Annotated in this window: 20 protein-coding genes and 1 pseudogene; 13 read left to right on the top strand and 8 right to left on the bottom strand. The window is 69.3% G+C overall.

Annotation, left to right across the window (positions count from 1 at the left end; translation table 11 throughout):
• The first annotated feature begins 8 nt into the window (after nt 1-8).
• The 4 genes from rodA to AB0F43_RS05185 all read left to right on the top strand — a co-directional run bounded on the left by rodA (nt 9) and on the right by AB0F43_RS05185 (nt 3,598).
• Complete coding sequence (rodA, locus tag AB0F43_RS05200) at nt 9-1,175, top strand: rod shape-determining protein RodA (RefSeq protein WP_360470861.1); 1,167 nt, start codon at nt 9-11, stop codon at nt 1,173-1,175.
• 347 nt (nt 1,176-1,522) lie between these two features.
• Nucleotides 1,523-2,263 carry a hypothetical protein gene (locus tag AB0F43_RS05195; protein ID WP_360470858.1) on the top strand — a complete coding sequence of 247 codons (741 nt, stop codon included), beginning with the start codon at nt 1,523-1,525 and terminating at the stop codon, nt 2,261-2,263.
• A 55-nt stretch (nt 2,264-2,318) separates the two neighbouring features.
• A complete protein-coding gene (locus AB0F43_RS05190) occupies nt 2,319-2,762 on the top strand; it encodes a carboxymuconolactone decarboxylase family protein (RefSeq protein WP_360470856.1) in 444 nt (147 codons plus the stop codon).
• The gene (locus tag AB0F43_RS05185; protein WP_360470853.1) at nt 2,711-3,598 is read left to right on the top strand and encodes a sigma-70 family RNA polymerase sigma factor; all 888 of its coding nucleotides are present in this window, start codon (nt 2,711-2,713) and stop codon (nt 3,596-3,598) included. The genes AB0F43_RS05190 and AB0F43_RS05185 overlap by 52 nt, the downstream gene beginning before the upstream one ends.
• 4 nt (nt 3,599-3,602) lie before the next feature.
• Here the strand turns inward: AB0F43_RS05185 and AB0F43_RS05180 are convergent, their stop codons facing one another.
• On the bottom strand, nt 3,603-4,061 hold the full coding sequence (locus AB0F43_RS05180; RefSeq protein ID WP_360470851.1) for an Lrp/AsnC family transcriptional regulator: 459 nt from the start codon (nt 4,059-4,061) through the stop codon (nt 3,603-3,605).
• Nucleotides 4,062-4,140: 79 nt separating this feature from the next.
• Between AB0F43_RS05180 and AB0F43_RS05175 the strand changes: the two genes are divergently transcribed.
• A complete protein-coding gene (locus tag AB0F43_RS05175) occupies nt 4,141-4,551 on the top strand; it encodes a DUF2000 domain-containing protein (RefSeq protein WP_360470848.1) in 411 nt (136 codons plus the stop codon).
• Here AB0F43_RS05175 and AB0F43_RS05170 read toward each other — a convergent pair.
• Nucleotides 4,548-5,678, bottom strand: coding sequence for an asparaginase (locus tag AB0F43_RS05170; protein WP_360470846.1), 1,131 nt, complete (start codon nt 5,676-5,678; stop codon nt 4,548-4,550). The genes AB0F43_RS05175 and AB0F43_RS05170 overlap by 4 nt on opposite strands.
• Nucleotides 5,679-5,713: 35 nt before the next feature.
• On the opposite strand from AB0F43_RS05170, the gene AB0F43_RS05165 reads away from it, so the two are divergent.
• The 6 genes from AB0F43_RS05165 (at nt 5,714) to AB0F43_RS05140 (ending at nt 12,647) form a co-directional block, all read left to right on the top strand.
• Nucleotides 5,714-6,457 carry an alpha/beta fold hydrolase gene (locus AB0F43_RS05165; RefSeq protein WP_360470844.1) on the top strand — a complete coding sequence of 248 codons (744 nt, stop codon included), beginning with the start codon at nt 5,714-5,716 and terminating at the stop codon, nt 6,455-6,457.
• Nucleotides 6,458-6,812: 355 nt separating this feature from the next.
• Nucleotides 6,813-9,206 (top strand): M43 family zinc metalloprotease, encoded by a 2,394-nt coding sequence (locus tag AB0F43_RS05160; protein WP_360470842.1) that lies wholly within the window; start codon nt 6,813-6,815, stop codon nt 9,204-9,206.
• A gap of 8 nt (nt 9,207-9,214) precedes the next feature.
• Nucleotides 9,215-9,487: a hypothetical protein gene (locus AB0F43_RS05155; protein ID WP_360470840.1), complete on the top strand. Its 273-nt coding sequence runs from the start codon at nt 9,215-9,217 to the stop codon at nt 9,485-9,487.
• Nucleotides 9,488-9,517: 30 nt separating this feature from the next.
• Entirely contained in the window at nt 9,518-10,846 is a 1,329-nt protein-coding gene (locus AB0F43_RS05150; RefSeq protein ID WP_360470837.1) for a M20/M25/M40 family metallo-hydrolase, read from the top strand.
• Between the two features lie 4 nt (nt 10,847-10,850).
• A complete protein-coding gene (locus AB0F43_RS05145) occupies nt 10,851-12,215 on the top strand; it encodes an HAD-IA family hydrolase (protein ID WP_360470834.1) in 1,365 nt (454 codons plus the stop codon).
• 54 nt (nt 12,216-12,269) lie between these two features.
• Nucleotides 12,270-12,647, top strand: a complete 378-nt coding sequence (locus tag AB0F43_RS05140) for a hypothetical protein (RefSeq protein ID WP_360470831.1) — start codon at nt 12,270-12,272, stop codon at nt 12,645-12,647.
• A gap of 114 nt (nt 12,648-12,761) precedes the next feature.
• Here AB0F43_RS05140 and AB0F43_RS05135 read toward each other — a convergent pair whose 3' ends face one another.
• From AB0F43_RS05135 to AB0F43_RS05125, 3 genes are read right to left on the bottom strand one after another with little or no spacing between them, the layout of a single operon-like run.
• Nucleotides 12,762-14,693 carry a TIGR03960 family B12-binding radical SAM protein gene (locus tag AB0F43_RS05135; protein ID WP_360470828.1) on the bottom strand — a complete coding sequence of 644 codons (1,932 nt, stop codon included), beginning with the start codon at nt 14,691-14,693 and terminating at the stop codon, nt 12,762-12,764.
• Nucleotides 14,694-14,729: 36 nt separating this feature from the next.
• On the bottom strand, nt 14,730-15,173 hold the full coding sequence (locus tag AB0F43_RS05130; protein WP_360470825.1) for a hypothetical protein: 444 nt from the start codon (nt 15,171-15,173) through the stop codon (nt 14,730-14,732).
• Nucleotides 15,170-15,832: a hypothetical protein gene (locus tag AB0F43_RS05125; protein ID WP_360470822.1), complete on the bottom strand. Its 663-nt coding sequence runs from the start codon at nt 15,830-15,832 to the stop codon at nt 15,170-15,172. The genes AB0F43_RS05130 and AB0F43_RS05125 overlap by 4 nt, the downstream gene beginning before the upstream one ends.
• A gap of 117 nt (nt 15,833-15,949) precedes the next feature.
• On the opposite strand from AB0F43_RS05125, the pseudogene AB0F43_RS05120 reads away from it, so the two are divergent.
• Nucleotides 15,950-18,489, top strand: a pseudogene (locus tag AB0F43_RS05120) (S8 family serine peptidase).
• Nucleotides 18,490-18,518: 29 nt separating this feature from the next.
• Here the strand turns inward: AB0F43_RS05120 and AB0F43_RS05115 are convergent.
• The 3 genes from AB0F43_RS05115 to AB0F43_RS05105 all read right to left on the bottom strand — a co-directional run bounded on the left by AB0F43_RS05115 (nt 18,519) and on the right by AB0F43_RS05105 (nt 21,306).
• A complete protein-coding gene (locus AB0F43_RS05115; protein ID WP_360470819.1) occupies nt 18,519-19,514 on the bottom strand; it encodes a GNAT family N-acetyltransferase in 996 nt (331 codons plus the stop codon).
• Nucleotides 19,515-19,584: 70 nt separating this feature from the next.
• On the bottom strand, nt 19,585-20,463 hold the full coding sequence (locus AB0F43_RS05110; protein ID WP_360470817.1) for a prephenate dehydratase: 879 nt from the start codon (nt 20,461-20,463) through the stop codon (nt 19,585-19,587).
• A 39-nt stretch (nt 20,464-20,502) separates the two neighbouring features.
• Nucleotides 20,503-21,306, bottom strand: coding sequence for a lysophospholipid acyltransferase family protein (locus AB0F43_RS05105; protein WP_360470814.1), 804 nt, complete (start codon nt 21,304-21,306; stop codon nt 20,503-20,505).
• Nucleotides 21,307-21,455: 149 nt separating this feature from the next.
• Here AB0F43_RS05105 and AB0F43_RS05100 point away from each other — a divergent pair, with 149 nt between their 5' ends.
• A complete protein-coding gene (locus AB0F43_RS05100) occupies nt 21,456-23,717 on the top strand; it encodes a M64 family metallopeptidase (RefSeq protein WP_360470811.1) in 2,262 nt (753 codons plus the stop codon).
• Nucleotides 23,718-23,724: the final 7 nt, after the last annotated feature.

Here is a 23,724-nt window from a genome sequence, read left to right as displayed (position 1 = left end):
TCACGGTCATGGCGCTGCTGACCCCGATCCGGACCCGGCCGCGGATGGACCGGCGGTCGACGGTGTGGCACGTGGACTGGGTCCTGGTGTTCGGTGTGCTGGCGCTCTCGTCGATCGGCGCGATGCTGATCTGGTCCGCGACGCACAACCGGACGTCGCTCACCGACGGGAACCAGTACGCCTTCCTGCTCCGGCACGCGCTGAACTTCGCCATCGGCCTGGTGCTCGCGATCGGTGCCGCAGTCACCAACCACCGCCGGGTCCGCATCCTCGCCCCGCTGCTGTACGCCGCCTCGGTCGTCGGGCTGATCCTGGTTCTCGTCCCGGGCGTCGGGGCCGTGATCAACGGTTCGCGGTCGTGGATCCAGCTGCCCTGGATGTCGATCCAGCCCAGTGAGTTCGCCAAGCTCGCGGTGATCGTCGGGATGGCACTGCTGATCGCCGAGAAGGGTGAGACCGACCACCGCGACACGGCCCGGACCATCGACGTCGCGCAGGCGATCGCGGTCGCCGCCGTACCGGTGGTGCTGGTGATGCTGCAGCCGGACCTGGGCACGGTGATGGTGCTCGGATCGATCGTGTTCGGGATCATCGCGGTCTCCGGCGTACCGAAACGCTGGATGCTCGGCCTCGTCACCGCCGGGGTCGTGGTGGCGGCGCTGGCGATCAAGCTGCAGGTGCTGAAGGACTATCAGCTGGCCCGGTTCATCGCGTTCGCGGATCCGTCCCAGGACCCGCAGGGCATCGGCTACAACGTGAACCAGGCCCGGATCGCGATCGGCAACGGCGGCGTCTTCGGCCAGGGACTGTTCCACGGCGGCCAGACGCAGAACGCGTTCGTCCCCGAGCAGCACACCGACTTCGTCTTCACCGTGGCGGGGGAGGAGCTCGGCCTGATCGGCGCCGGTGCGATCATCCTGCTGTTCGCCCTGGTGCTGCTGCGCGGCCTGCGCATCGCCGTCAACGCCCGGGACGCCTTCGGCCGCCTGGTCGCCACCGGGATCGTCTGCTGGTTCGCCTTCCAGGCCTTCGAGAACATCGGCATGACACTGGGCATCATGCCGGTGACCGGCGTCCCGTTGCCGTTCGTCTCCTACGGCGGCTCGTCGATGTTCGCCTGCCTGCTCGCCATCGGTCTACTCCAGAACATCCACCTCCGCTCGCACCGCTTCTGACCGGCCGGCCGCGGGCAGGGCTCGGCGGGAAGACCTGACGGGTCAGGTACGCTGCTGCCTGCTCGGCCACTGGTGGGCCCGCCCGGCCCTCGAGGTTCTGGAAGGTCCATGACTCTGCTTATTGCCGCGCTGCCGCGCGGCGGGTCATGGGGCTTTGGCTCCCGGCCTTCCCTCGTCGCTGTGCCTTTGGCCGGGGCTTCGGCGCCGGCGGGTCATGGGGCCCTCGGCTCCCGCCCTTCCCTCGTCACTCCGGTCGCTGCGCTCCCTCCGCTCCTCAGTCCAGGGCGGGAGGGCCCCACGACCGTCGCTTCGCTCCCTGCGCTCCTCAGTCCAGGCCGGGAGGCCCCATGACCAGGTTGGTGTCGTTCCCGCTCGCCGTTGTCACCGCGCTCAGCTTGTTGCTCACCGCTTGCGGAGGGGACGGGAAGGATGATGCGGCTCCGCCCGCGAGTACGCCGACGCCGACCGTCACGCCGGCGGCGCCCGATGCCAGCGGGACACCGTCTGGCACGGTCAAGCGGACCTCGGCCGAACTGGCCAAGGCATTGCTCGAACAGGCCGACCTGCCGGCCGGCTACCAGCCGGAGAAGGACGATCCGGCCGGCGACGCGGCCAAGCCGTTCTCGTCGGCGAGCAGCAAGTGCAAGACCCTGGTCAGGTTCCTGAACGCCAACGAGGCACCGGGTGCGAAAGCCACCACGCACCGCTCGTTCTCGGCCGGCCAGGAGGGCACCTTCCTCGACTTCGGAATCGATGCGATGGGCAACAAAGACGAGGTCGCCTACCTGCAGCACGCGTACCGGAAGGCGGTCACCTCCTGCCCGAAGGTGACGATGAAGATCGGCGCGGGCAGCTACTCGATGGAGGTCGAGGAGATTTCCGCGCCGCAGTTCGGCACCGACCCGTTCGCGTTCCGGCTCACCGCCACCTCGGGCTCGCGTCGCGGCCTCGAGTTCACCGCCGCCACCGCCGGCGTCGAGGACGTCGTCGTCTCCGTCACCCTGCTGGCCGGGCAGGACGGTGAGCTCGAAGGCGCCACCGAGGCCGCGGTCGCCAAGGCCCAGCAGGTGCTCAAGAAAGGCGCGTGACCGGCGTCACAGCAACCGTTGTCACGCCAGGCCTCCTCGGGACCGTCGTGGAGGTATGGAACAGCGAATCGACATCAGCAAAGTCGTGCCCGCCGGCTTCCGGGCTGTGTTCGGCCTGGAGAAGTACGTTCAGGGCGCGGTTGACCACACGGTGCTCTCTCTGATCAAGGTGCGCGCCTCGATGATCAACGAGTGCGCGTTCTGCGTCGACATGCACACCACGGACGCGATCAAGGACGGCGAGAGCACACAACGCCTGTTCGGGCTGGCCGCCTGGCGTGAATCCTCCTTCTACGACGAGCGCGAGCGGGCGGCGCTGGGCCTGACCGATGCGGTCACTCTGCTCGGCCGGACCGGCATACCCGACGAGGTGTGGGAGGCAGCGGTCGAGCAGTTCGGGGAGGAGGGGGCCGCGAACGTGCTCCTCGCGATTGGCACGATCAACCTGTGGAACCGTCTGACGATCACGAGCAGGAAGCAGCCGGTGCTCGCCGCTTGACCAGTACCGTTCATGAGTTCCAGTCGGCGCGCGCCATGCTCGCGAGTCTTGCCTATCGGTTGCTCGGGAGCTGGCACGACACCGAGGACGTGCTGCAGGAGGCGTTCGTGCGGTGGTCCGGTGCCGATCGCGCGAATGTGCTCGAGCCGCGTCGCTATCTGACCCGAGTGGTGACGCGGCTGGCGATCGACGTACTGCGGACTCGTCAGGCCAGGCGTGAGAGCTATCTGGGGGAGTGGCTGCCCGAGCCGGTGCCGTCGGACCCGTTCGCCTCGGTCGACACCTCTGACCTGTCGCTCGCCGTACTGCATCTGATGGAGCGGCTCAGCCCGCCGCAACGAGCTGTCTATGTACTGCGGACAGCGTTCGTCCTCCCGTACGACGACATCGCGGAGATTCTCGGGCGGTCCGCGGAGGATTGTCGACAACTGCACAATCGGGCGATCAAGGCGCTCGATCGCGACGGACCGCGGTTCGAGCCCACACCGGCGGAGCAGCGGCGGCTGCTGCTCGACTTTGTCGCGGCGGCTCGCGATGGCGACCTGGCTCGGCTGGAGTCGATGCTCAAGGAGTCGGTGACCGAGTGGAGTGACGGCGGCGGTCAGCGCCGGGTCGCCCGCAAGCCGGTGGTCGGACGGGAACAGGTCGCCACGTTCTTCAGCCGGATCTACAGCCGCAAGGACGTGAAGGTCGTACCGCTGGAACTGGTGACCGGACCGGCTTTGGACGTGCGGCTACCGACGTTCCGGCATGTCCTGCACCTGGAGTTCGACGGCAACCAGATCGCCGCCGTTCGGATCCAGGCCAACCCCACGAAGCTGTCCGCGCTCGGCTGAGCCCTCAGCGGTCGGGGAGGGGCATGATCGTTGTGCGGCGGTGGTGTTCGAAGACGACTGAGCTGCGGATGTCGGCGATCTCCTGCCGTTTGGCCAGCGCGAGGACCAGGTCGCGCAGGGCCTGGGTGTCCTTCACCGCGACATGCGCGAGGAAGTCGGACCCGCCCGAAACCATGAACATCGCCAGCGTCTCCGGCAGCTGGTTGACGTAGTCCTGGAACGCGGTCGCCACCGCCATCGCCTGCGGGCGGAGCTTGATCGAGATGATCGCCTGGGTGGACCGGTCGATCGCCTTCAGGTCGACCTCGGCGTGGTAGCCGCTGATCACGCCACGCTCGCGGAGGCCGCGGATCCGCTCCAGGCAGGTGGACGGTGCGATGCCGAGCTCGGCGGCCATGTCCCGGTTGGTCCGGCGTGCGTCGTTCTGCAGCATCCGCAGCAGCGCCGTATCAAGTTCGTCCATGACAGGAAGTTTGGCAGATCCGCCGAACGATGTTCGGCAGCCGAGCGACAACTCTGGCCAGGGAGCTAGGTTCTACCCCGTGCTGACGAACAAAATGGTCGTGGTGATCGCGGCCGAGGCGCCGGTCGGCGTCGCCCTGAACACCGCCGCCCTGCTCGGCGTCGCCCTCGGCCACCACCACGAGCAGGTGGTCGGCCCGGACACCGAGGACGCGTCCGGGAACCCGCACACCGGGATGTGCGCGCACCCGATCCCCGTACTGCGAGCGTCCGCCGAGCAATTGCACGACCTCCGTGCCCAGGCGGCGGCCCGGGACGGCGTGACCGTGCACGACATGCACCAGATCGCCCAACGGGCCCGGACCTACGAGCAGATGTCCACGACCTTGAGCGGCACCAAGCCCGAAGACGTCGAGTACCTGGGCGTGGCGCTGTACGGTCCCCGCTCGAGCATCGACTCCCTCACCGGCGCCCTGGCCCTCTACCGCTAGATCTCCAGCTCGAGCCGACCGACCGGTTGGCCACCGCCGAGCACCGGCACCTCGAGCAGGTCCGCGGCGGGGGAGACGTCCACTCCGCACTTGCTCAACAATGTGAGTCCGAGGGCCGTGGTGGCTCGCGGGTTGCCGTCGATCACCTTGACGGCCACCGCATGACCATCCGGCGCGGCCATCGCGATCACGCCTTCCGCGCCGCCCTTGGCGATGACGCCGGGCAGCGCCTGCATCACCAGGCTGTTCTGATGACCGCGACCGCCGACGAACTCCGGGTACTCCCGCATCGCCCGCGCGACCTGGTGTTCCGGCGTACCGGCCGCAGCCGTCGCCAGCCGGCCGAAGCTCATCGCCAGCCCGAGCAGCGGTACGGCGACCAGCGGAGCGCCGCAGCCGTCGACGGTGACGATCCCGGTCGCTGCTCCGGTCAACCGCTCGATCTCGGCCGTGATCGTCTTCTGCACCGGCGCGGCCGGGTCCAGGTAGCCGGACGGCTCGTCGCCAGCGGCAACCGTTGCCTTGAGCATCGCGGCGTGCTTGCCCGAGCAGTTCATCAGCACCCGGGACGCCCCGATGCCCGCGGCGACCAGCCGGCTGCGGGTCTCTGAGTCCTCAGGCAGATCCGGCGGGCACCCCAGCGCGCCCCGATCGAGGCCGGCGCTCGCCAGCATCCGGTCCACCAGCGCGACGTGCCGGTCCTCGCCGGTGTGACTGCCCGCCGTGATCGCGGCCTCCTCGCCATCCAGCGACGCGCCGGCGGCGATGCACCCCACGGCCTGCAGCGGTTTCGCGGTGGACCGGGGCAGCACCAGCGCGTCCACGTCGCCGATGGCGACGATCGGCGTACCGGCCGGATCGACCGCGACCGCAATCCCGAAATGGCGACTCTCGACAAAGCCGCCGCGCACCACCGCCGCCAGTGCGCCCACAAACCCCAGCCCCGGCACGCCCCGAGCCTCGATCCGTGGATCCTGGCGGGGCTGCGCGGCACTCGGCGGGCACATCGCGGCGTTGGAGGACGAGGCACGGAGAACCCCACTCCGAGCCTCGCCCTCCGCCTTGCGCTGCACTCCGCCGAGCACCTGCTCGCTCCCCCCAGGATCCACGGATCGAGGCTTTGTCATGCCGCGGAGAGTAGCAGCGTCCGTAGGGTGGGGTTATGCGACTCAACTATGAGGAGACCGGTCCCGCCGACGCGCCCGTGGTTCTGCTCGGGTCCTCGCTCGGGACGACGCACGCGATGTGGGCCCCGCAGGTCGGCGTCCTGGCCGAACGGTTCCGGGTGGTCGCGTTCGACCACCGCGGGCACGGGGAGTCCGAGGCGCCGCCCGGGCCGTACACGATCGACGACCTGGGAGGTGACGTGGTCGAACTGCTCGACACCCTCGGAGTCGAGCAGGCGTCGTACGTCGGGATCTCCCTCGGCGGCGCGCTCGGCCTGTGGCTGGCCGAGAACGCACCCGACCGGTTCCACCGCTTCGCCCTGGTGTGCCCGCCGTCCAACCCGGCCGAGAACGCCCAGATGTGGACCGACCGGGCCGCGACCGTCCGCGCCGAAGGCACGCGGGCCATCGTCGACGCCACGCTGGGCCGTTGGTTCCTTCCGGAGTTCACCGACATCGCGCCCGTGCGCGAACAACTCCTCAACACCTCCGACGAGGGCTACGCCGCCTGCTGCGAGGCGCTGAGCGCCACCAACCTCCAGCCAGGCCTGAAGGACATCACCGCCGCCGTCCTCCTCGTCACCACCGAGCAGGACACCTCCGTCCCACCCGAGACCGTCATCCCGCTGGCGTCCGCGATCCCCGGCGCCCACCTCGAGATCATCGAGAACGCCGCGCACCTCGTCACCTACTCCCACCCCGAGCTCGTCAACCCCCTGCTCCTGGCCCACCTCTCCTAGACGCCTGGGGGTGTGGGGAGTTCTACGGATCGTTTGAGGTGCGTAGCACTCCCCAAACCGGCCGACCACCCGGGGACGGTTCTCGACGCAGCGGAAATCCTCCTTGAGTCTTCACGCAATTCTCCAACGGGTGCAGGGCTTCGGGGGAAAGTTCACTGCCGGGCTGCGAAGGCTTGTGCGGGTGCGGTGATGGGTGGAAGGTGTACGGAGAGCAGTCGCTTGGGGGCAGGCTGTTCGGCGGGGGAAGACGGGCGGGACCGTCTTCGATCGAGGGGCGGGCTGGGGGAAAACCTTTTCGGTCCGGGATCGCGGATGATCCCGATCTGCTCGTTCGCCCCCGCTGTAAGGGGGAGAGATGCCGAGGAAGGCCAACGGGAGAGCGGACAAGCACCGCGACGACGACTACCGGATGCCGGGAGAGAAGGCCAAGCAGTCCACGAACGGGACGCCGGCCACGAACGGCATGCCGGGCGCGAACGGGACGCCCGCCGACCGGACGTCGATGAGCGGGCCAGGCCGTGCGGGTATGCCGGGTAGTTCCGGTGGCACGGGCACGAGTGGTGGTGGGTCCGGCGGAGGTGCCGGTATGAGCGGTGGCGGTCAGGCGGGCGGTGCCGGTATGAGCGGTGGCGGTCAGGCGGGCGGTGCCGGTATGAGCGGCGGCGGCCAGATGGGCGGTGCCGGGATGGGCGGCGGAGCCGGCGCCGGTGGTGCGGGTATGGGCGGCCCTGGCACGGACGGGCGAACGGAGACTCCGACCAGACGGCAGTGCGGTGTGATGGACGTACACCGTCGACTGCTGTCCACTTCCCCCGAGTACGCCGCCGCGCGGTCGGCGCTCGAGAACGCGACGACGCAGTACGTGGCTCGCCAGCAACGTTTCGCCGGTATCGCGCGCATCCCGTGTGTCGTGCACGTGGTCTGGAAGACGCAGGCGCAGAACATCTCGCAGGCCCAGATCGACAGCCAGTTCGACGTCCTCAACCACGACTTCCGGGCGACCAACGCCGACATCGGCTTCGTGCCGCCGCCGTACAAGGATCTGATCGCGGACGCGCGGGTCGAGTTCTACCTGGCCACCGAGGACCCGGACGGCAACCCGACCACGGGTGTCACCCGGACCCAGACGACCGTCGACGGCTTCGGCAGCGACGACAAGGTGAAGTCGTCGGCGACCGGCGGCCACGACCCGTGGCCGACCGACCGGTACCTGAACATCTGGGTCTGCCAGCTCAGCGGCGGCCTGCTCGGGTACGCGCAGTTCCCGGGCGGCCCGGCCGAGACCGACGGCGTGGTGATCCTGCACAGCGGGTTCGGCACCACCGGTACAGCGGCCGCGCCGTTCGACCTGGGCCGGACCACGACCCACGAGATCGGGCACTTCCTGAACCTGTTCCACATCTGGGGCGACGACGGCACCGGCTGCAGCGGCAGCGACGAGGTCGCCGACACCCCGAACCAGGCCGGCCCGAACTTCGGCGTACCGACGTTCCCGCACGTGACCTGCAGCAACGGCCCGAACGGCGACCTGTTCGTCAACTACATGGACTACACCGACGACCGCGGCATGGTGATGTTCACCGACGACCAGGTGGCCCGGATGGAGGCCTGCCTGGACACCGTTCGCCCCGGCCTGATCACGGGCTCCGACGGCGGCGCCGGTACGCCGGAACCCGCCGGCTCGGTGGTCGCGTGGGGCACGAATCGGCTGGACGCGTTCGTGCTCGGCACCGATCTGGCGATGTATCACAAGTGGTGGGACGGATCGGCCTGGGGACCGTCCATCGGCGGTTACGAATACATGGGTGGTATCTGCATGAGTGCTCCTGAAGTCGCGGCCTGGGGGCCGGACCGGCTGGACGCGTTCGTCCTCGGCACCGACCACGCGCTGTACCACAAGTGGTGGGACGGCTCGAACTGGGGACCGTCGGTCACCGGGTACGAGTACCTGGGCGGCGTCTGTATGAGCCCGCCACGGCTGGCAACCTGGGGACCGAACCGGCTCGACGCGTTCGTCCTCGGCACCGACCGCGCGCTGTACCACAAGTGGTGGGACGGCTCGAACTGGGGACCGTCGCTGACCGGGTACGAGTACCTCGGCGGGATCTGCATGAGCCCGCCCGAAGTGCTTGCCTGGGGCACCGACAGGCTGGACGTGTTCGTGCTCGGCACCGACAACGCGGTGTACCACAAGTGGTGGGACGGCTCGGCCTGGGGACCGTCCGTCGACGGCTACGAGTACCTCGGCGGGGTCTGCGCTTCTCCACCGCGGGTCGTCGCCTGGGGTGAGAACCGGCTCGACCTGTTCGTCATCGGCACCGACTCCGCGCTCTACCACAAGTGGTGGGACGGCTCGGCCTGGTCGGGCTGGGAGTACATGGGCGGTGTCTGTACAACGGCGCCGACAGTGGTCTCGTGGGACACCGACCGGCTCGACGTGTTCGTACTCGGCACGGATTCCGCGCTGTACCACAAGTGGTGGGATGGCTCGGCCTGGGGACCAGGTGTCACCGACTGGGAGTACCTGGGCGGTGTCTGCACCGACGAGCCGCGCGTCGTCTCGTGGGGCCCGAACCGGCTCGACGTGTTCGTCACCGGCACCGACAAGCAGCTGTACCACAAGTGGTGGGACGGCTCGGCGTGGGGACCGTCGGTCACCGGGTACGAGCCGCTCGGCGGCATCGTCAGCGATTTCAAGGTGTCCGTGCCTGAAACGCCGGCATCGATCGAACAGGTGGCACTGAGCTGACCGAACACGTGAAAGGCCGATGGACGCATTCCTTCGAGGAGGACCACGACGGGATCAGCGTCTACCGCCCGGACGACTTCGCCTTCCCGCCGGCCCGCGGCCGGCGGGGGGTGGAGTTCCGCCCGGACGGCACGTTGGTGGAGTGGGCGATCGGCCGCGGTGACGCCCCCGAGGCCAGGCCCGGCGGTCGCTGGGACGCCGCCGGCCGGATCACCGGCGCCACCCAGGGCCGCATCGTGAAGGCAGAGCCTGGCCGCCTCGAGATCATCTGGTCCGACTGATTCTTGGCAGGAAACCCATGAGGCAGAAACATGAGTAGGGCGGCGACACCTGTCCGCTACCTCGTCGTGCCGACCGCCGAAGCGGCCGACGACCCGCACTCCGCGCGCTTCGGCGACCGCACGATCCTTTGGCGCCCGCAGTCCGAGCACCTCGGGCGCGCATCGCGGACCGCGCCCGGCCTGCTGCTCGTCACGCAGGTCGGCCGGAGTTTCCAGCATGACTACCCGGACGTGAAGCCGCTCCTCGACCACGGCCGGCACCTGGTGATCTCGTCCGCCGACAGACCCCGGCGCCGGTCGAACAACTGCTGGCGGGTCGAGACGTTGCGCGCCGGTGCGACGGTCGTCGACGTACCCGCGCCGTCCGCGGCCCGGGTCGATCCCGCTGTCGTGAAGCTGGTCGGCGAGTTATCGCCGACGTCGTACCAGGCCGATCTGACCTGGTTCGCGAGCCTGCCGACGCGGCACTCGCTCAGTACGTCGTTCACCACCGCGATGGACTTCGCCGCCGCCCGGATGGTTGCCCTCGGCTACGGAGTCACCCGGACCACGGTCACGGTCGGCGGCGGGCAGTCGCAGAACCTGATCGGGGACCGGCCCGGGACGGGTGGCGGCGGAGTCGTGCTGATCACCGCGCACCTGGACTCGGTCAACCTCGCGGGCGGTCCGTCTGCCAACGCTCCCGGCGCGGACGACAACGGGAGCGGCTCGGCCGGTGTCCTCGAGCTGGGCCGGCTGTTGTCCAGCCGGTCGTGGCGGCACGACGTACGGCTGATCCTGTTCGGTGGCGAGGAGCAGGGGCTGTTCGGCAGCAAGCAGTACGTCGCCGCGCTGCCGCCGGCGGAGCGGTCGCGGATCCGCGCCGTACTGAACATGGACATGATCGCGAGCAAGAACAGCGCCGTACCGACCGTGCTGCTCGAAGGTGCTCAGGTGTCGTCCGGCCAGATGGCCGACCTGGCCATGGCGGCCGCGACGTACACCGGGCTGAAGGTGGAGACGTCGCTGAACCCGTTCGCGAGTGACCACGTGCCGTTCATCAACGCCGGCATCCCGGCTCTGCTGACGATCGAAGGCGCGGACAGCGCGAACGGCCACATCCACACGGCGACCGACACCCTGAACTTCCTCGACTGGGGACTGGCCGCCGAGATCCTGCGGATGAACGTGGCCGCGCTGGCCGGCTGGCTCGAGTCGGCCGCCACGGTCACTCGCCCACGTCCGGCTGGATCAGTGGTGGCGTGGGGTCCTGGCCGGCTGGACGTGTTCGCGGTCGGCGTGGACTCAGCCATGCACCACAAAGCCTTCGACGGCACGTGGAAGGACTTCGAGTCGCTAGGAGGCGTTGTTCTAAGCTGACCGCGTGTGGAGCGGATGCCTGAACGCGCGCGACATCGGCGGACTTCCGACCAGGTACGGCGTACCGACCCGCAGCGGGACCGTGTTCCGGACGGACTCACCGGACCAACTGGACGACGACGGACGGGCCGCGTTCGTTGCCGCCGGCGCCGGATTGGTGCTCGACCTGCGCTCGGACTGGGAGATCACCCGGCCACATCTGCTCGACGGTTCGGCGTCGTACCAGCGGATCCCATGGATCGACCCAGCCGCCGAGAAGTTGCGCGACGCCGAGGCCGAGCCGCTGATCACAGACATCTACCGCGGCAGCCTCGACCGCAACAAGGCTCAGATCGCCAAGGCGTTTCGTGCGCTGGTCGCGGCGCCGGCCGACGCGCCGGTGGTGGTGCACTGCAGGTCGGGCAAGGACCGGACCGGGCTGCTCATCGCGCTGTGGCTCGACCTGGTCGGCGTACCTCGCGACGTGATCGCGGCCGACTACGCGATGAGCGAGGAACGGCTCGGCATCCTGGCGCGACTCGCCGAGTTGCCCGACGACGAGCGGCCGGCCGCCGAGATCCTCTGGCGGGCGTTGCCGTCCAGCATCCTCGACTCGCTCGAGCACGTCGACCGGTGCTACGGCGGGGTGCGGGCCTACTTGGCGGCCTGTGGGCTGAGCGAGGGGGAGATCCACCGGCTGGCGATGCGGTTGGTGCCGAGTGGGATTCGGGCGGTGGTGTTCGACTTCGACGGGTTGTTGATGGACACCGAGACGACGCTGGTGGAGAGCTGGCGGGCGGAGTGGGCGCATCACGGGCTCGAGCTGGATCTCGCGGAGTTCTGGCCGGGGCATGGTGGTGACGTCACCGAGTCGCGGTACGAGGTGCTCGCGGCGGCGGTCGGGGCCGGCTTCGATCGGGTGGCGAGTCATGCCCGCCGGACGGCGCACCGCGATCGGCTGCACGGGGAGCTGGATTTCCGGCCGGGGATCCGGGAGTGGATCGCGGCGGCGCGGGAGCTCGGGCTGAGGGTCGCGATCGCGAGCAGTTCGCCGCGACCGTGGGTGTGCGGTCATCTGGAGCGGGTGGGTGCGATCGAGGTGTTCGACCTGATCGTCACCGGCGACGAGGTCGCGGCCCACAAACCCGATCCGGCGATCTACGAGCTGGCTCTGCGGCGTCTCGGCGTACCTGGTGACGAGGCGATCGCGGTCGAGGACACCGCGCACGGCGTGGCGGCGGCGCAGGCGGCCGGGATGTTCGCGGTGGCGATCCCGAATCCGTTTGTGCGCGAGGCCGAGGTGGCCGCGGCCGACCTGGTTCTGGGCAGTGCTGACCAGCTCTTGCTCAGCGAGCTGCTGCTTTCGGCGTCGACGCACGTAACTGGCTGACTTATTCTGATCTCTCTCTGTAAGTTTCTCACCGCTCCACAGAGAGGATCTGCTATGAAGAAGCTTGTCGGCGCCGCGCTGACGACCGCCGCTCTCGCCGCCGGCCTGGCCGTCGGCACCCCGGCACAGGCCTCCACCACCGGCACCCAAGCCTGCGATCTGGTGACAGCCAGGAGCGTCGGGTACAGCGCGCTGATGCTGTACGTCGGCGTCGGTCTCGAAGGCTGTTCGAACAGCGTCACCGAGGTCCGCGTCGAGCTGCAGAAGGGGGCGAGCGCCTCCGGTCCGTTCACCACGGTCGGTGAGGCGCACGCCTATTCCGGCGGGGCCGCCTGGTTCGACGAGGGCACCGGCTGCGGCTACTACATCGGCGTGGCCCACTGGCAGGACCAGACCGAGACAACTCCCACCCCGGCGTACTACTGCAACTGACGCCGTCCCGCGGCGCGCACGACAGCGCGGTCGGTCCGCGCCGCGGGTTGGGCGTCTCGGCTGCGAGGGGAGAAGCCACAGTTCGAGGGGGGTTATCCCCTCGAATCCGGGGGCTCAGACCACGGACAGCGGGAGGAGTTTCTTGCCGGTGGGGCCGATCTGGATCTCGGTGCCCATCTGGGGGCAAACGCCGCAGTCGAAGCAGGGGGTCCAGCGGCAGTCCTCGACCTCGATCGCGCCATCCTCCTCGAGCGAGTCCTGCCAGTCCTCCCACAGCCAGTCCCGGTCCAGGCCGGAGTCGAGGTGGTCCCACGGCAGGACTTCGGCGTACTCGCGCTCGCGGGTGGTGTACCAGGCCAGGTCGACCGGCTCGTCGGCGAGCGCCTTCTCGGTGGCCTCGACCCAGCGGTCGTAGGAGAAGTGCTCGCTCCAGCCGTCGAACCGGCCGCCGTCGCGCCAGACCTGCTCGATCACCCGGCCGACCCGGCGGTCGCCGCGGGACAGCAGGCCCTCGATGATGCCGGGCTTGCCGTCGTGGTACCGGAACCCGATCGCCTTGGCGTAGTTCTTGTCCGACCGGATCGCGGCGGCGAGCTTCGCCAGCCGGGCGTCGGTCGCCTCGGCCCCGAGCTGTGCGGCCCACTGGAATGGGGTGTGCGGCTTCGGCACGAACCCGCCGATCGACACCGTGCAACGGATGTCTCGCCGGCCGGCCGCCTCACGACCGGTGGCGATCACCTTCTTCGCCAGGTCCGCGATCGCCAGCACGTCCTCGTCGGTCTCGGTCGGCAGACCGCACATGAAGTACAGCTTCACCTGCCGCCAGCCGTGGCTGTACGCCGCCGCGACGGTGCGGATCAGATCCTCCTCGGTGACCATCTTGTTGATCACCTTGCGCATCCGGTCCGACCCGCCTTCCGGGGCGAAGGTCAGGCCGCTGCGCCGGCCGTTGCGGGAGAACTCGTTGGCCAGCGTGATGTTGAACGCGTCGACCCTTGTCGAAGGCAACGACAGTGAGACGTTGCTGCCCTCGTACCGGTCACCCAGCCCCTTGGCCACGTCCGCGATCTCGCTGTGGTCGGCGGACGACAGGCTGAGCAGCCCGACCTCCTCGAACCCGGACTGCTTCAGCCCGTTCTCGACCATGTCGCCGATCGTGGTGATGCTGCGCTCGCGCACCGGCCGCGTGATCATGCCCGCCTGGCAGAACCGGCAGCCGCGGGTGCAGCCGCGGAAGATCTCCACCGAGTACCGCTCGTGCACGGTCTCGGCCAGCGGGACCAGCGGCTTCTTCGGGTACGGCCAGGCGTCCAGGTCCATCACCGTGTGCTTGGCGGTCCGCCACGGTACGCCGGGACGGTTCGGCGCGACCCGCTTGATCCGGCCGTCGGCCAGGTACTCGACGGTGAAGAACTTCGGGATGTAGACCCCGCCGGACGCGGCCAGGCGCATCAGCACCTCGTCGCGGCCACCCGGGCGGCCCTCGTCCTTCCACTCCCGGATCACCTCGGAGATGGCCAGCACGATCTCCTCGCCGTCACCCAGGACGGCGGCGTCGATGAAGTCGGCGATCGGCTCCGGGTTGAACGCCGCGTGCCCGCCGGCCAGCACGATCGGGTCCTCGTCGGTCCGGTCGGCGGCGTACAGCGGGATCCCGGCCAGGTCGAGCGCGGTCAGCATGTTGGTGTAGCCGAGCTCGGTCGAGAACGACAGCCCGAACACGTCGAAGGCCCGCACCGGCCGGTGGCTGTCCAGGGTGAACTGCGGGATGCCGTTGTCCCGCATCACCTGCTCCATGTCCGGCCAGACGGAGTAGGTCCGCTCGGCCAGGATGTGGTCGCGCTCGTTCAGCACCTCGTACAGGATCTGGACGCCCTGGTTCGGCAGCCCGACCTCGTAGGCATCCGGGTACATCAGCGCCCACCGGACGCTCACGGCGTCCCAGTCCTTGCTGACCGAGTTCAGCTCACCGCCGACGTACTGGATCGGCTTCTGCACCCCCGGCAGCAGAGCCTCCAGGCGCGGGAACAGCGATTCGACAGTCATCGGGCACTTCCGGTCGGGATCAGAGCGCCTACCAGACTAACGCTCGCCTCCCGATATCCCAGCATCGCTGCGCCCGATCCGGCTCCAGGCGCGGTACTCCCGCAGGCAGTCCGCGATCGCGCTGTCCAGGTCCTGCTCCGTGGTGGCGCCGCCGGTGTAGAGGGTGATCTCCGCCTCCAGGTAGCCGAGCAGATGGACGGGTGCGCCGTTCGCCTTGAGGTGCTCGTGTAACGCGAGCGCCCGGGAGTGGGCGTCCCGATGGGATGCGAGCTGCTTGCGGTTGGTACGCCGTACCTCGACGAGCTTCTTCACACCGAGCGCGACCGACGCGGCGGTGATGGCGACGTACCCCGGCGGCAGGAAGCCGACGACGTCGAGGCCCGCGTCGAGCACGTAGGCGAGGGGACCGGCGAGCAGGATGACGGCGAGATCCGCCGGTGACGACACCCGGTCGAGCAGCTTGCCGAGATCGTCGATCACCGCAGTTCCCCCCGGGCCGTGAGCACGGAGGACAGGTAGGCCAGCTGCTGCTCGGTCAGGTGGCCGGCGAGCCACACAAAGGTGTCGACCTCGTAGTACATCCTCCAGGCGACGCGGCTGGCGGCCAGCCGGTCCAGATCGGCGAGGGACCCCGAGGTGGCGAACCTGAGCAGGTCGTGCTCGATCCACTCGACCTGGTCCTCGGGGAGTCTGTCGATCGCGGAGAGGAGTTCGTCGACCGTGCGGAGGAAGTCGCGCTTGGAGCCGGGTGTTGCAGGCCGAGGGGGTTCCTCCACCTCAGCCGGCGCGAGCCGCGTACTCGCCGAGTAGCGCGGAGGTCTCATGGCCCTGACGTCGACCGTCCGGGCCGGAGTCGATGCAGGACGCCGGGTCCGTCTGATGATCACCGCCGCGGTGACCGCACCAAGGAACAGCAGGAGCACGACACCGGCCGCGATCGCGAACGCCGCCACCGCGTTCGGGCCACCTGGTAAGGCGTCGGTGACGAAGAACGCGAACAACCCGACGACGAACACGAGCCCGAGCAGATTCCCGCGTCCGCGCGGATCGGTGGCAGTCGCCTGATCCAGCTCGACGGCGGTGGTTTGAAAAACCGCGGGCAGGTAGCCCGGGGCGGGCGATCGATCGCGCTCGTCCACAGGCGTGCCTCCCATCGTCCGGGGACTGGCTACTCATTGTTCCCGGAAACCAGCCGGGAGTGAAATGCCGGCGCCGTGGCCGGACATCCAGACAGTGAACCGGCCACTACGAAGGGGATGCCTGTGCCGAAGAGACGTTGGATTGCGATGCTGCTGGTGGCGACGGCGTGCGCTGCGGCTTTGCCGACGACCGGTCAGGCTGTGCCGGCCGAGCAGGGCTCTGGGGAGGTCAGGGATCGGGTCGTCACGTTGATCACTGGGGACCGGGTGATTCTGCGCGGCGACCAGGTTTCGATTGCGAGGGCTGCCGGCCGGGAGCAGGTGACGTTCGAGAGCCGGCGTACCGGCAAGGAGTGGACGCTGATCCCGTCCGATGTCCGCGAGGCCGTCCGGACCGGACAGCTGGACAAGCGCCTCTTCGACCTCGACCTGCTGTTCCGTGACGGGTACGACGATGCCGCCCGTGGGGACATTCCATTGCTGGTCACCGGCGGGGCCGTACCAGGGTCGAGGGCGAAGAAGGTGCTGAAGTCCGCAACCGCATTGACGGTCCCGAAGCGGGACGCGGCCACCTTCCTCAGACAGGCGCGGCAGCGGAAGGCCGGTGGCAAGATCTGGCTGGACCGGAAGCTGCGTACGTCGCTCGACAAGAGCGTGCCGCAGATCGGCGCACCGGCAGCGTGGAAGGCGGGCTACACCGGCAAGGGCGTCACCGTCGCGGTCCTCGACAGCGGCATCGACACCACTCATCCGGACCTGGCCGGCCAGGTGGTCGCCGCCAAGAACTTCACCCCGGACCCGGCGGCCGACGCGGCCGGTCACGGACGCACGTCGCCTCCACCATCGCGGGCAAAGGCGCTGACGGGTATCGCGGTGTCGCCCCGGACGCCAAGCTCCTGGACGGGAAGGTCTGCGACGACCGCGGCGACTGCTCGGAGTCCGCCGTACTGGCCGGCATCGAGTGGGCCGTCGCCCAGCACGCGCCGGTGGTGAACCTCAGCCTCGGCAGCCCGGGTGGTGACGAGATCGATCCGCTCGAGGAAGCGATCGACCGATTGACCCGGACCACCGGGACCCTGTTCGTCGTTGCCGCCGGCAACCGTGGCGGTGCGGAGTCCGTCGAGTCGCCGGGTACCGCCGCGGCCGCGCTGACCGTGGGCGCGGTCGATGGGAACGAGGCGCTCGCGGACTTCTCCGGCCAGGGACCGGCCGCCGGGGGAGCGGTGAAGCCCGACCTCACTGCTCCCGGTGTCGGCATCGTGGCGGCGCGCGCCGCGAACGCGGTGCTGGGTGAGCCTGTCGGCGACCGCTACAGCCGGATGTCCGGGACGTCGATGGCAACCCCGCACGTCTCGGGTGCGGCCGCGCTGCTCGTCCAGCAGCACGCGGGGTGGAAGGCGCCGGAGCTGAGGGGCGCCCTGATGGCGGCGGCCAAGCCGAACCCCGCGCTGGCGCCGTACGAGCAGGGTGCGGGCCGGGTCGACCTGACCCGGGCCATCACCCAGTCCGTGGTCACCACCACCGGCAGCATCTCCTTCGGTACGGCGTTGTGGCCGCACGCCGACGACAAGCCCGTCAGCAAGCAACTGACCTACCGCAACCTCGGCAGCACTCCGGTCATCCTCGACCTCCAGGCCGAGCTCGCAATCGCTGGCAAGCCGGCACCGGCCGGGGCGCTCCGGCTCAGCGCGAACAAGATCACCGTCCCGGCCGGCGGTGAGGCTTCGGTCCAGGTGGTCTCTGACACCACGCATGCCGGCGCTGACGGCGTCCACAGCGGTCGGATCACCGCAACTGGCGGCACGCAGCAGGTCGTCGTACCACTGGTGGTCGACAAGGAGGTCGAGAGCTACGACGTCGCGATGCGCGTGCTCGGTGCCGATGGCTCTCCCGTGCCGGCCGAGCGCGGCTACGTCTCCTTCTGGAACGTGCGAGACGGCGACACCGTCGACGCCACCGGTCGGGCGACCGCGCGAGTGCCCCGCGGCACGTACATCCTGGAGGCCACGATCTTCGGCCCCAAGGGAGAGCTGTACCGGTTGGTAGAGCCCGGGTTCGACGTACGACGTGCCACGAGTGCGACCATCGATGCCCGCCGGGCGAAACCGGTCAGCGTCACGGTGCCGCGAGCGGGCGCCAGTAAGTTTGTTGCCTTCGTCGGCTACCACTACAAGAGCGCCGCGGGCCAGGAAGTGCTCACCTGGCAGTTGCGACCGCGCATCAAGGACCTGTACGTCGGCCGGATCGGTGATCGCCGAGTGGCCGGAGCCGAGTTCACCGCCTTCCTCGTCTCCTACCTGGGCAAGGTGGCCGCCGACGGCACGCTGCAGGGGAGCCCGTACCTCTACGGCCTGGTCGACACGCGCCCCGGCCAGTTCTTCGACGGCGTCCGGCGTCGCGTGTCCTCCGACCGCCAGTTGGCCGAGGTCGTATCGCAGTACAACGGCCCAGCCGGTACGGCGACCTGCTGGCGGCTGGCCGCCTCCCGGTTCAAGGTGATGGCGATCGGCGCCGAGGTCGAGCTGCCGAGCCGGCTGAACCAGTACCTGGAGGCCCGGACCGACTGGGAGCCGGGGCTCGGCTCCGAGACCCGCCCGCCGCGCCAGTACAGGTCCGGCACCACCACCCACGAAATCTGGGACTACAAACCCGAGTAGTCACCGGACGAGCTCGACCTCGGGTGATCTCACCCGAGGTCGAGCTCCCACTGGGTGCGCTGAGCGACGGGACGGAAGCCGAGCTTGTCGTTGACCGCGATCATCGGGGCGTTCTCGGGGGCGTTCCACGTGTGCACGACCGCCGGCTGGGTGAGCTCCGCCTGGATCGCGCGCAGGTTGGGTGCCTTGACGGCGATGCCGAGGCGATGACCGCGGCGGGACCGGCGGACGAAGGCGTCGTACTGGTTGAGGCGGCCGGGTGTCTCCGGCGTACCGCCCATCTGGGTGTACGCCGCGAGCTCGCCGGAGGCGATGTGCACAGCGGCGGTCGTGTAGGTGAAGCGGCCCTGGGCGATCCGGCGATCCTCGGATTCCCGGATCAGCTCAGGCGTCCACCGGGTCGCTTCGACCGTCCGGTCGCCGGTGGGGACGTCCACGGCCATCCCGCTGAGCAGCGCGGCGAACTGCTCGAGCCACTCGTCGGGCGCGTGCTCACGCCAGTGGATGAGCTCGTAGCCCGGCGTCGGCTGCTCCAACGACGTCAGCTGCTCGTCGGGCACCGGCAACTCCAGGACCTGGTGCAGCTCGGCGTGCTTGCGGACGAACCCGCGCGCGGCGGCGAACGCCGTACTCGCGCTCTCGCCGGTGACCGGGTCGCCGGTCAGGTCGAACCCGGACAGAACCCGCCGGCCCTGAGCGCGGGCCCGCTCGATCACCGCGTCGAGCAGCCGCGTCGCGATGCCACGACGCCGGTACGACCGGACGACCGCGAGCTCGACCTCGACCGTCTGGGTGTTGTCGAGCAACCACCAGTCCAGCCACGCGATCCCCAGCCAGGTGTCACCGTCGACCAGGCCGAGCCCATCGGCCCGTACGTCGGAGTGCTGCCCGGTCATCAGCACCCGGGCCTCCTCCGGGCCCATGCCGACCGGGAACTCGAGCTCCTCCCGGCGGACCGCCTCCCGCACCTGGAAGAACTGCTTGAAGATCTCGGGATCACTGCCGTCAACCGTCACGATGTGCACCCGGTGAACCTAAACCTTCGAGGCCTGAGCGCGCGCCTGAATTCTCCGCGGTCAGGCAGGCCGGAACGCCTTAGTGGTGCGGGCGTAATGCCCGGTTGGCGGCCGGTTCGGCGATCTGGGCGCGGAAGGGGTGGGCGGGGTAGACGCCGAGCAGGCGGACCTCGACCGAGAAGAAGGCGAGCTCCTCCAGGGCCAGGGCGACGTTCGGCTCCTCCGGGTGGCCTTCGATATCGGCGTAGAACTGGGTGGCGAAGAACATGCCGCCGAGCTGGTACGACTCCAGCTTGGTCATGTTGACGCCGTTGGTGGCGAAACCGCCGAGCGCCTTGTAGAGCGCGGCCGACACGTTGCGGACGCGGTACACGAAGCTGGTGATGACCGGGCCGGAGCCGACCGGCGGCACGTCGGGTTCGCGCGACAGCACCAGGAAGCGGGTGGTGTTGTGGTGCTCGTCCTCGACGTCGCTCGCCAGCGTCTCCAGCCCGTACAGTTCGGCGGCGGCTCGCGGGGACAGCGACGCGACGGTGGGGTCGGCCAGCTCGGCGACCTCGCGGGCAGAGCCGGCCGTGTCGTCGGCGACGACGGTCGTCCACCCGTGCTCACGGATGATCTTGCGGCACTGCCCGAGGGCGTGGACGTGACTGCGAACGGTCCGGATCCGGTCGATCGACGTACCCGGGACGGCCAGCAGCTGGAAGTGGATCGGCAGGAAGTACTCGCCGACGATGTGCAGCCCGGACTCCGGCAGCAGGTGGTGGATGTCGGCCACCCGGCCGGCGATCGAGTTGTCGACCGGGATCATCGCCAGCCCGGCGCGGCCGCTGCTGACCGCCTCGAGCGCGTCCTCGAACGTCGTACAGGGCAGCTGCTCGCGGTCCGGGTACATGTCGGTGCACGCCATCGCCGAGTTGGCGCCTGGCTCACCCTGGTAAGCGATCGGTCCGTCCACGATCTCCCAGGGTAGACCCCCGCGATCTCACGAACCGGATCAGGTGTCCGTCTTGCGGACCTTCTTCGGTGCGCCGGTGACCGCGCGGCCCTCCAGCGCCTTGGCCTTGGTGGCGTACATGTCGATGTACTCCTGGCCGGACAGCTCCATGATCTTGTACATGATCTCGTCGGTGACGGCCCGCAGGATCAGCCGGTCGCCCTCCATCCCCTCGTACCGGGAGAAGTCCAGCGGCTCACCGAACTTGATCGTCGGGGAGGCCACCGACGCGACGATCTTGCCGGGCGGCGCGACCGTGTCGGTGCCGATCACCCCGCACGGGATGACCGGGACCTTCGCCTCCAGCGCGAGGCGGGCGACACCGGTCCGGCCCTTGTAGAGCCGGCCGTCGTGCGAGCGGGTTCCCTCGGGGTAGATGCCGAACAGCTCGCCGCGCTCCAGCACCTTCATCCCGGCCCGCATCGCGCCCTCGGACGCCGATCCGCCGGACCGGTCGATCGGCACCTGGCCCGTGCCCTTGAAGAAACCGCGCTGGAACCGGCCCTTGATCCCGGCGCCGGTGAAGTAGTCGGACTTCGCCACGAAGGTCACCCGGCGGCGCAGCACCAGCGGCATGAAGATCCAGTCGGCGTACGACAGGTGGTTGCTGGCGATGATCGCCGGGCCGTGCTCGGGGACGTTCTCGGCGCCGACCACGTTCGGCCGGAAGATGCGCTTGACCGGTGGACCGATCAGCACGTTCTTCAGCACCCAGTAGATGCCCTTGCCATCGCCGTCTCCGGCGTCATCCGCCGGTGGCACCCGGTCCGGTTCGGGCCGCGGCGACTGCGCCGGTTCCGTCATCGATGTCCTTTCCTCACAGTTCCCCGAGTGCTCATGATGCCGCACGTCCGCCCGGATCGCCGTACCTGCCGCCACGCGTGAACTCCTGACAGGGGTCGGCCGGCCTTCGTAAGCTGCTCACGCCAGTGTCGCCCGACTGGGGAGGTCTTGTGCGGACAAGAGGACTGACGGCAGTGCTCGGAGTGGTCGCGGCAGTGTTCGCCGGCCTGCCCGTCGCAGCTGGAGCGAGTACGACGGAAGCCGTCGCCAAGGTGGTCCCGCTCCAGGTGACCGGCCCCGCGGAGTCGCGCTTCAACCTGGTCGTGATGGGGGACGGGTACACCGCGGCCGAGCTGCCCACCTTCCGCGAACAGGTCGACAAGCACCTGAACGTGCTCTGGAGCATCGAGCCGTTCAAGTCGTACCGGAACTACCTCAACGTCTATGCGATCGAGATCCCGTCACCGCACAGTGGCGTCGACTGTGACCCGAACCTGACCTCCCCGAAGGTCGACACCCCGCTGCAGATGGGGTTCTGGGGCGGCTGCAACCCGAACAGCGTCCAGCGCCTGCTCACCGTGAGCTCGACCGCTGCCGCCCAGTACGCCGACCTCGTCGCCGGGACGACCGCCGCCAATCGCCAGATCCTTGCCATAGGCAACAGTGACACGTACGGCGGCGCCGGCGGGACCTACGCGACCGCCTCCGGTGGGAACGCCTTGTCGGCACTGATCACCCCGCACGAGCTCGGCCACTCGCTCGGTGGCCTGCAGGACGAGTACGACTACTACGCCCGCGGCGAGCGCGGAGCGCCGTACCAAGGGACCGAACCGTCCTCGATCCACCACACTTTGCTGACCGAGCAGCAAATGCGGGACCAGCAGAAGAAGTGGTTCCGCTGGCTCGGTGAGCCGTCCGAGTCCGGCGACACCATCGGCCGGTACGAAGCCGGCCTGTACGCCGGATCAGGTGTCTGGCGACCGAGTCGGCACTCGATGATGAAGACCCTCGGCTACTACTTCGACCAGGTGTCGCGGGAGCGGATGACTCAGCGCATCTCTTCCCGGGTCAACCTGTTCCAGGGCAGTACGCCGGCGGGCCAAGTGGCCGCTGACCAGGTCGTCTGGCTGCAGACACTGCACCCGGTCAGCCACGAACTCGACGTCACCTGGACCCTGGACGGTACGACGCTCCCGGCCGCGAATCGCCGTGCCGTCGACCTGTCGACCCTCGACCTGACGCCCGGCCTGCACACGCTGACCGCGAAGATCGTCGATCCGACACCGTTCATCCGGGATCCCGCCGTACGGCCGACTGCCTCCCGCTCGTGGACCGTCAACACCGCGCTGGCCGCGGAGCCTGGGGCGGAGCCGGTGGCATTCACCGGGTCGACCTCGACCGAGCATCCCGTGAGTGCCGATGAGGTGGTGTACGCCGAGACGACGCAATCCGGCACGTCCCAACCGCCGATCGAGTGGCGGGTGGACGGCAAACCGGTCGCGAACCCGGGAAATGACCGGGACTTCGACCTCGAGCCGTTGAGGCTGACCGGTCGGCACACGCTAACGGCTGGCGCGGGTGGCGAGACGCTGACCTGGGCGGTTGACGGGGTCGAGCCGGTGGTGACGTCGACGCTGTCGAAGCCGCTGCTGACGGTGCACAAGCCGACCGGGCCGGAGTACATCTACAACGACGCGTTCACGATGGGGCTGGCGGCCACGGACGACAGCGCCGGGTACGTCGTGCCGGAGTTCAGGGTGAACGGGGACGGCTGGTTCAACTACTTCGGCTGGCCGACTGACGCCTCGGCGCCGTTCAGGTTCACCGCCGAGGGGACCGAGATCGACCAGCTCGTCTACGGCAAGCTCGGAGTGCCGCGGGTGGTGCCGTGGGACGACGTACCGTCCGGGTACGGCCGGCATCTGGTCGAGTACCGCGCTATCGACGCCGCCGGCAACATCGGGACCCCGCGCCGGTTCGCCGTCACGTTGCTGCGCCCGGCCCCGGACTGTACGGCGACCGTGACCGGCGTCCGGGCCGGGCCGCTGTACGTGCGGTCCGGAGTGACCTGCCTGGTCGGTGCCACCATCCAGGGCCCGGTCCTGGTCGGTGCCGGCGCGTCGGTGGTGGCGACCGACAGTCATGTGACAGGTCCGCTCCGCGCGGACGGTGCGGCCGACCTGCACTTACTCCGGAGCACGGTCGACGGCCCGGTGAGCGCCAACAGAGTGACTCGCACCGTGGTCGCGGTCGGGACCACGGTCGACGGCCCGGTTTCCGTGACCGGGTCGCGTACGACGGAGGCCGCCGTACTGGCCGGGAACACCGTCGACGGGCCGCTGAGCTGCTCGGGTAACGTGCCGGCACCGGTCAACCTGCAGGCGCCCAACCACGTTACAGGCCCCCGGTCCGGCCAGTGCGCGAAACTCTAGGAGGACC

The sequence above is a fragment of the Kribbella sp. NPDC023972 genome (genome assembly GCF_040639075.1).
Lineage (GTDB): Bacteria > Actinomycetota > Actinomycetes > Propionibacteriales > Kribbellaceae > Kribbella.
Note: the sequence above shows the minus strand (reverse complement) of the source record. Positions and strands in the feature narration are given on the sequence as shown.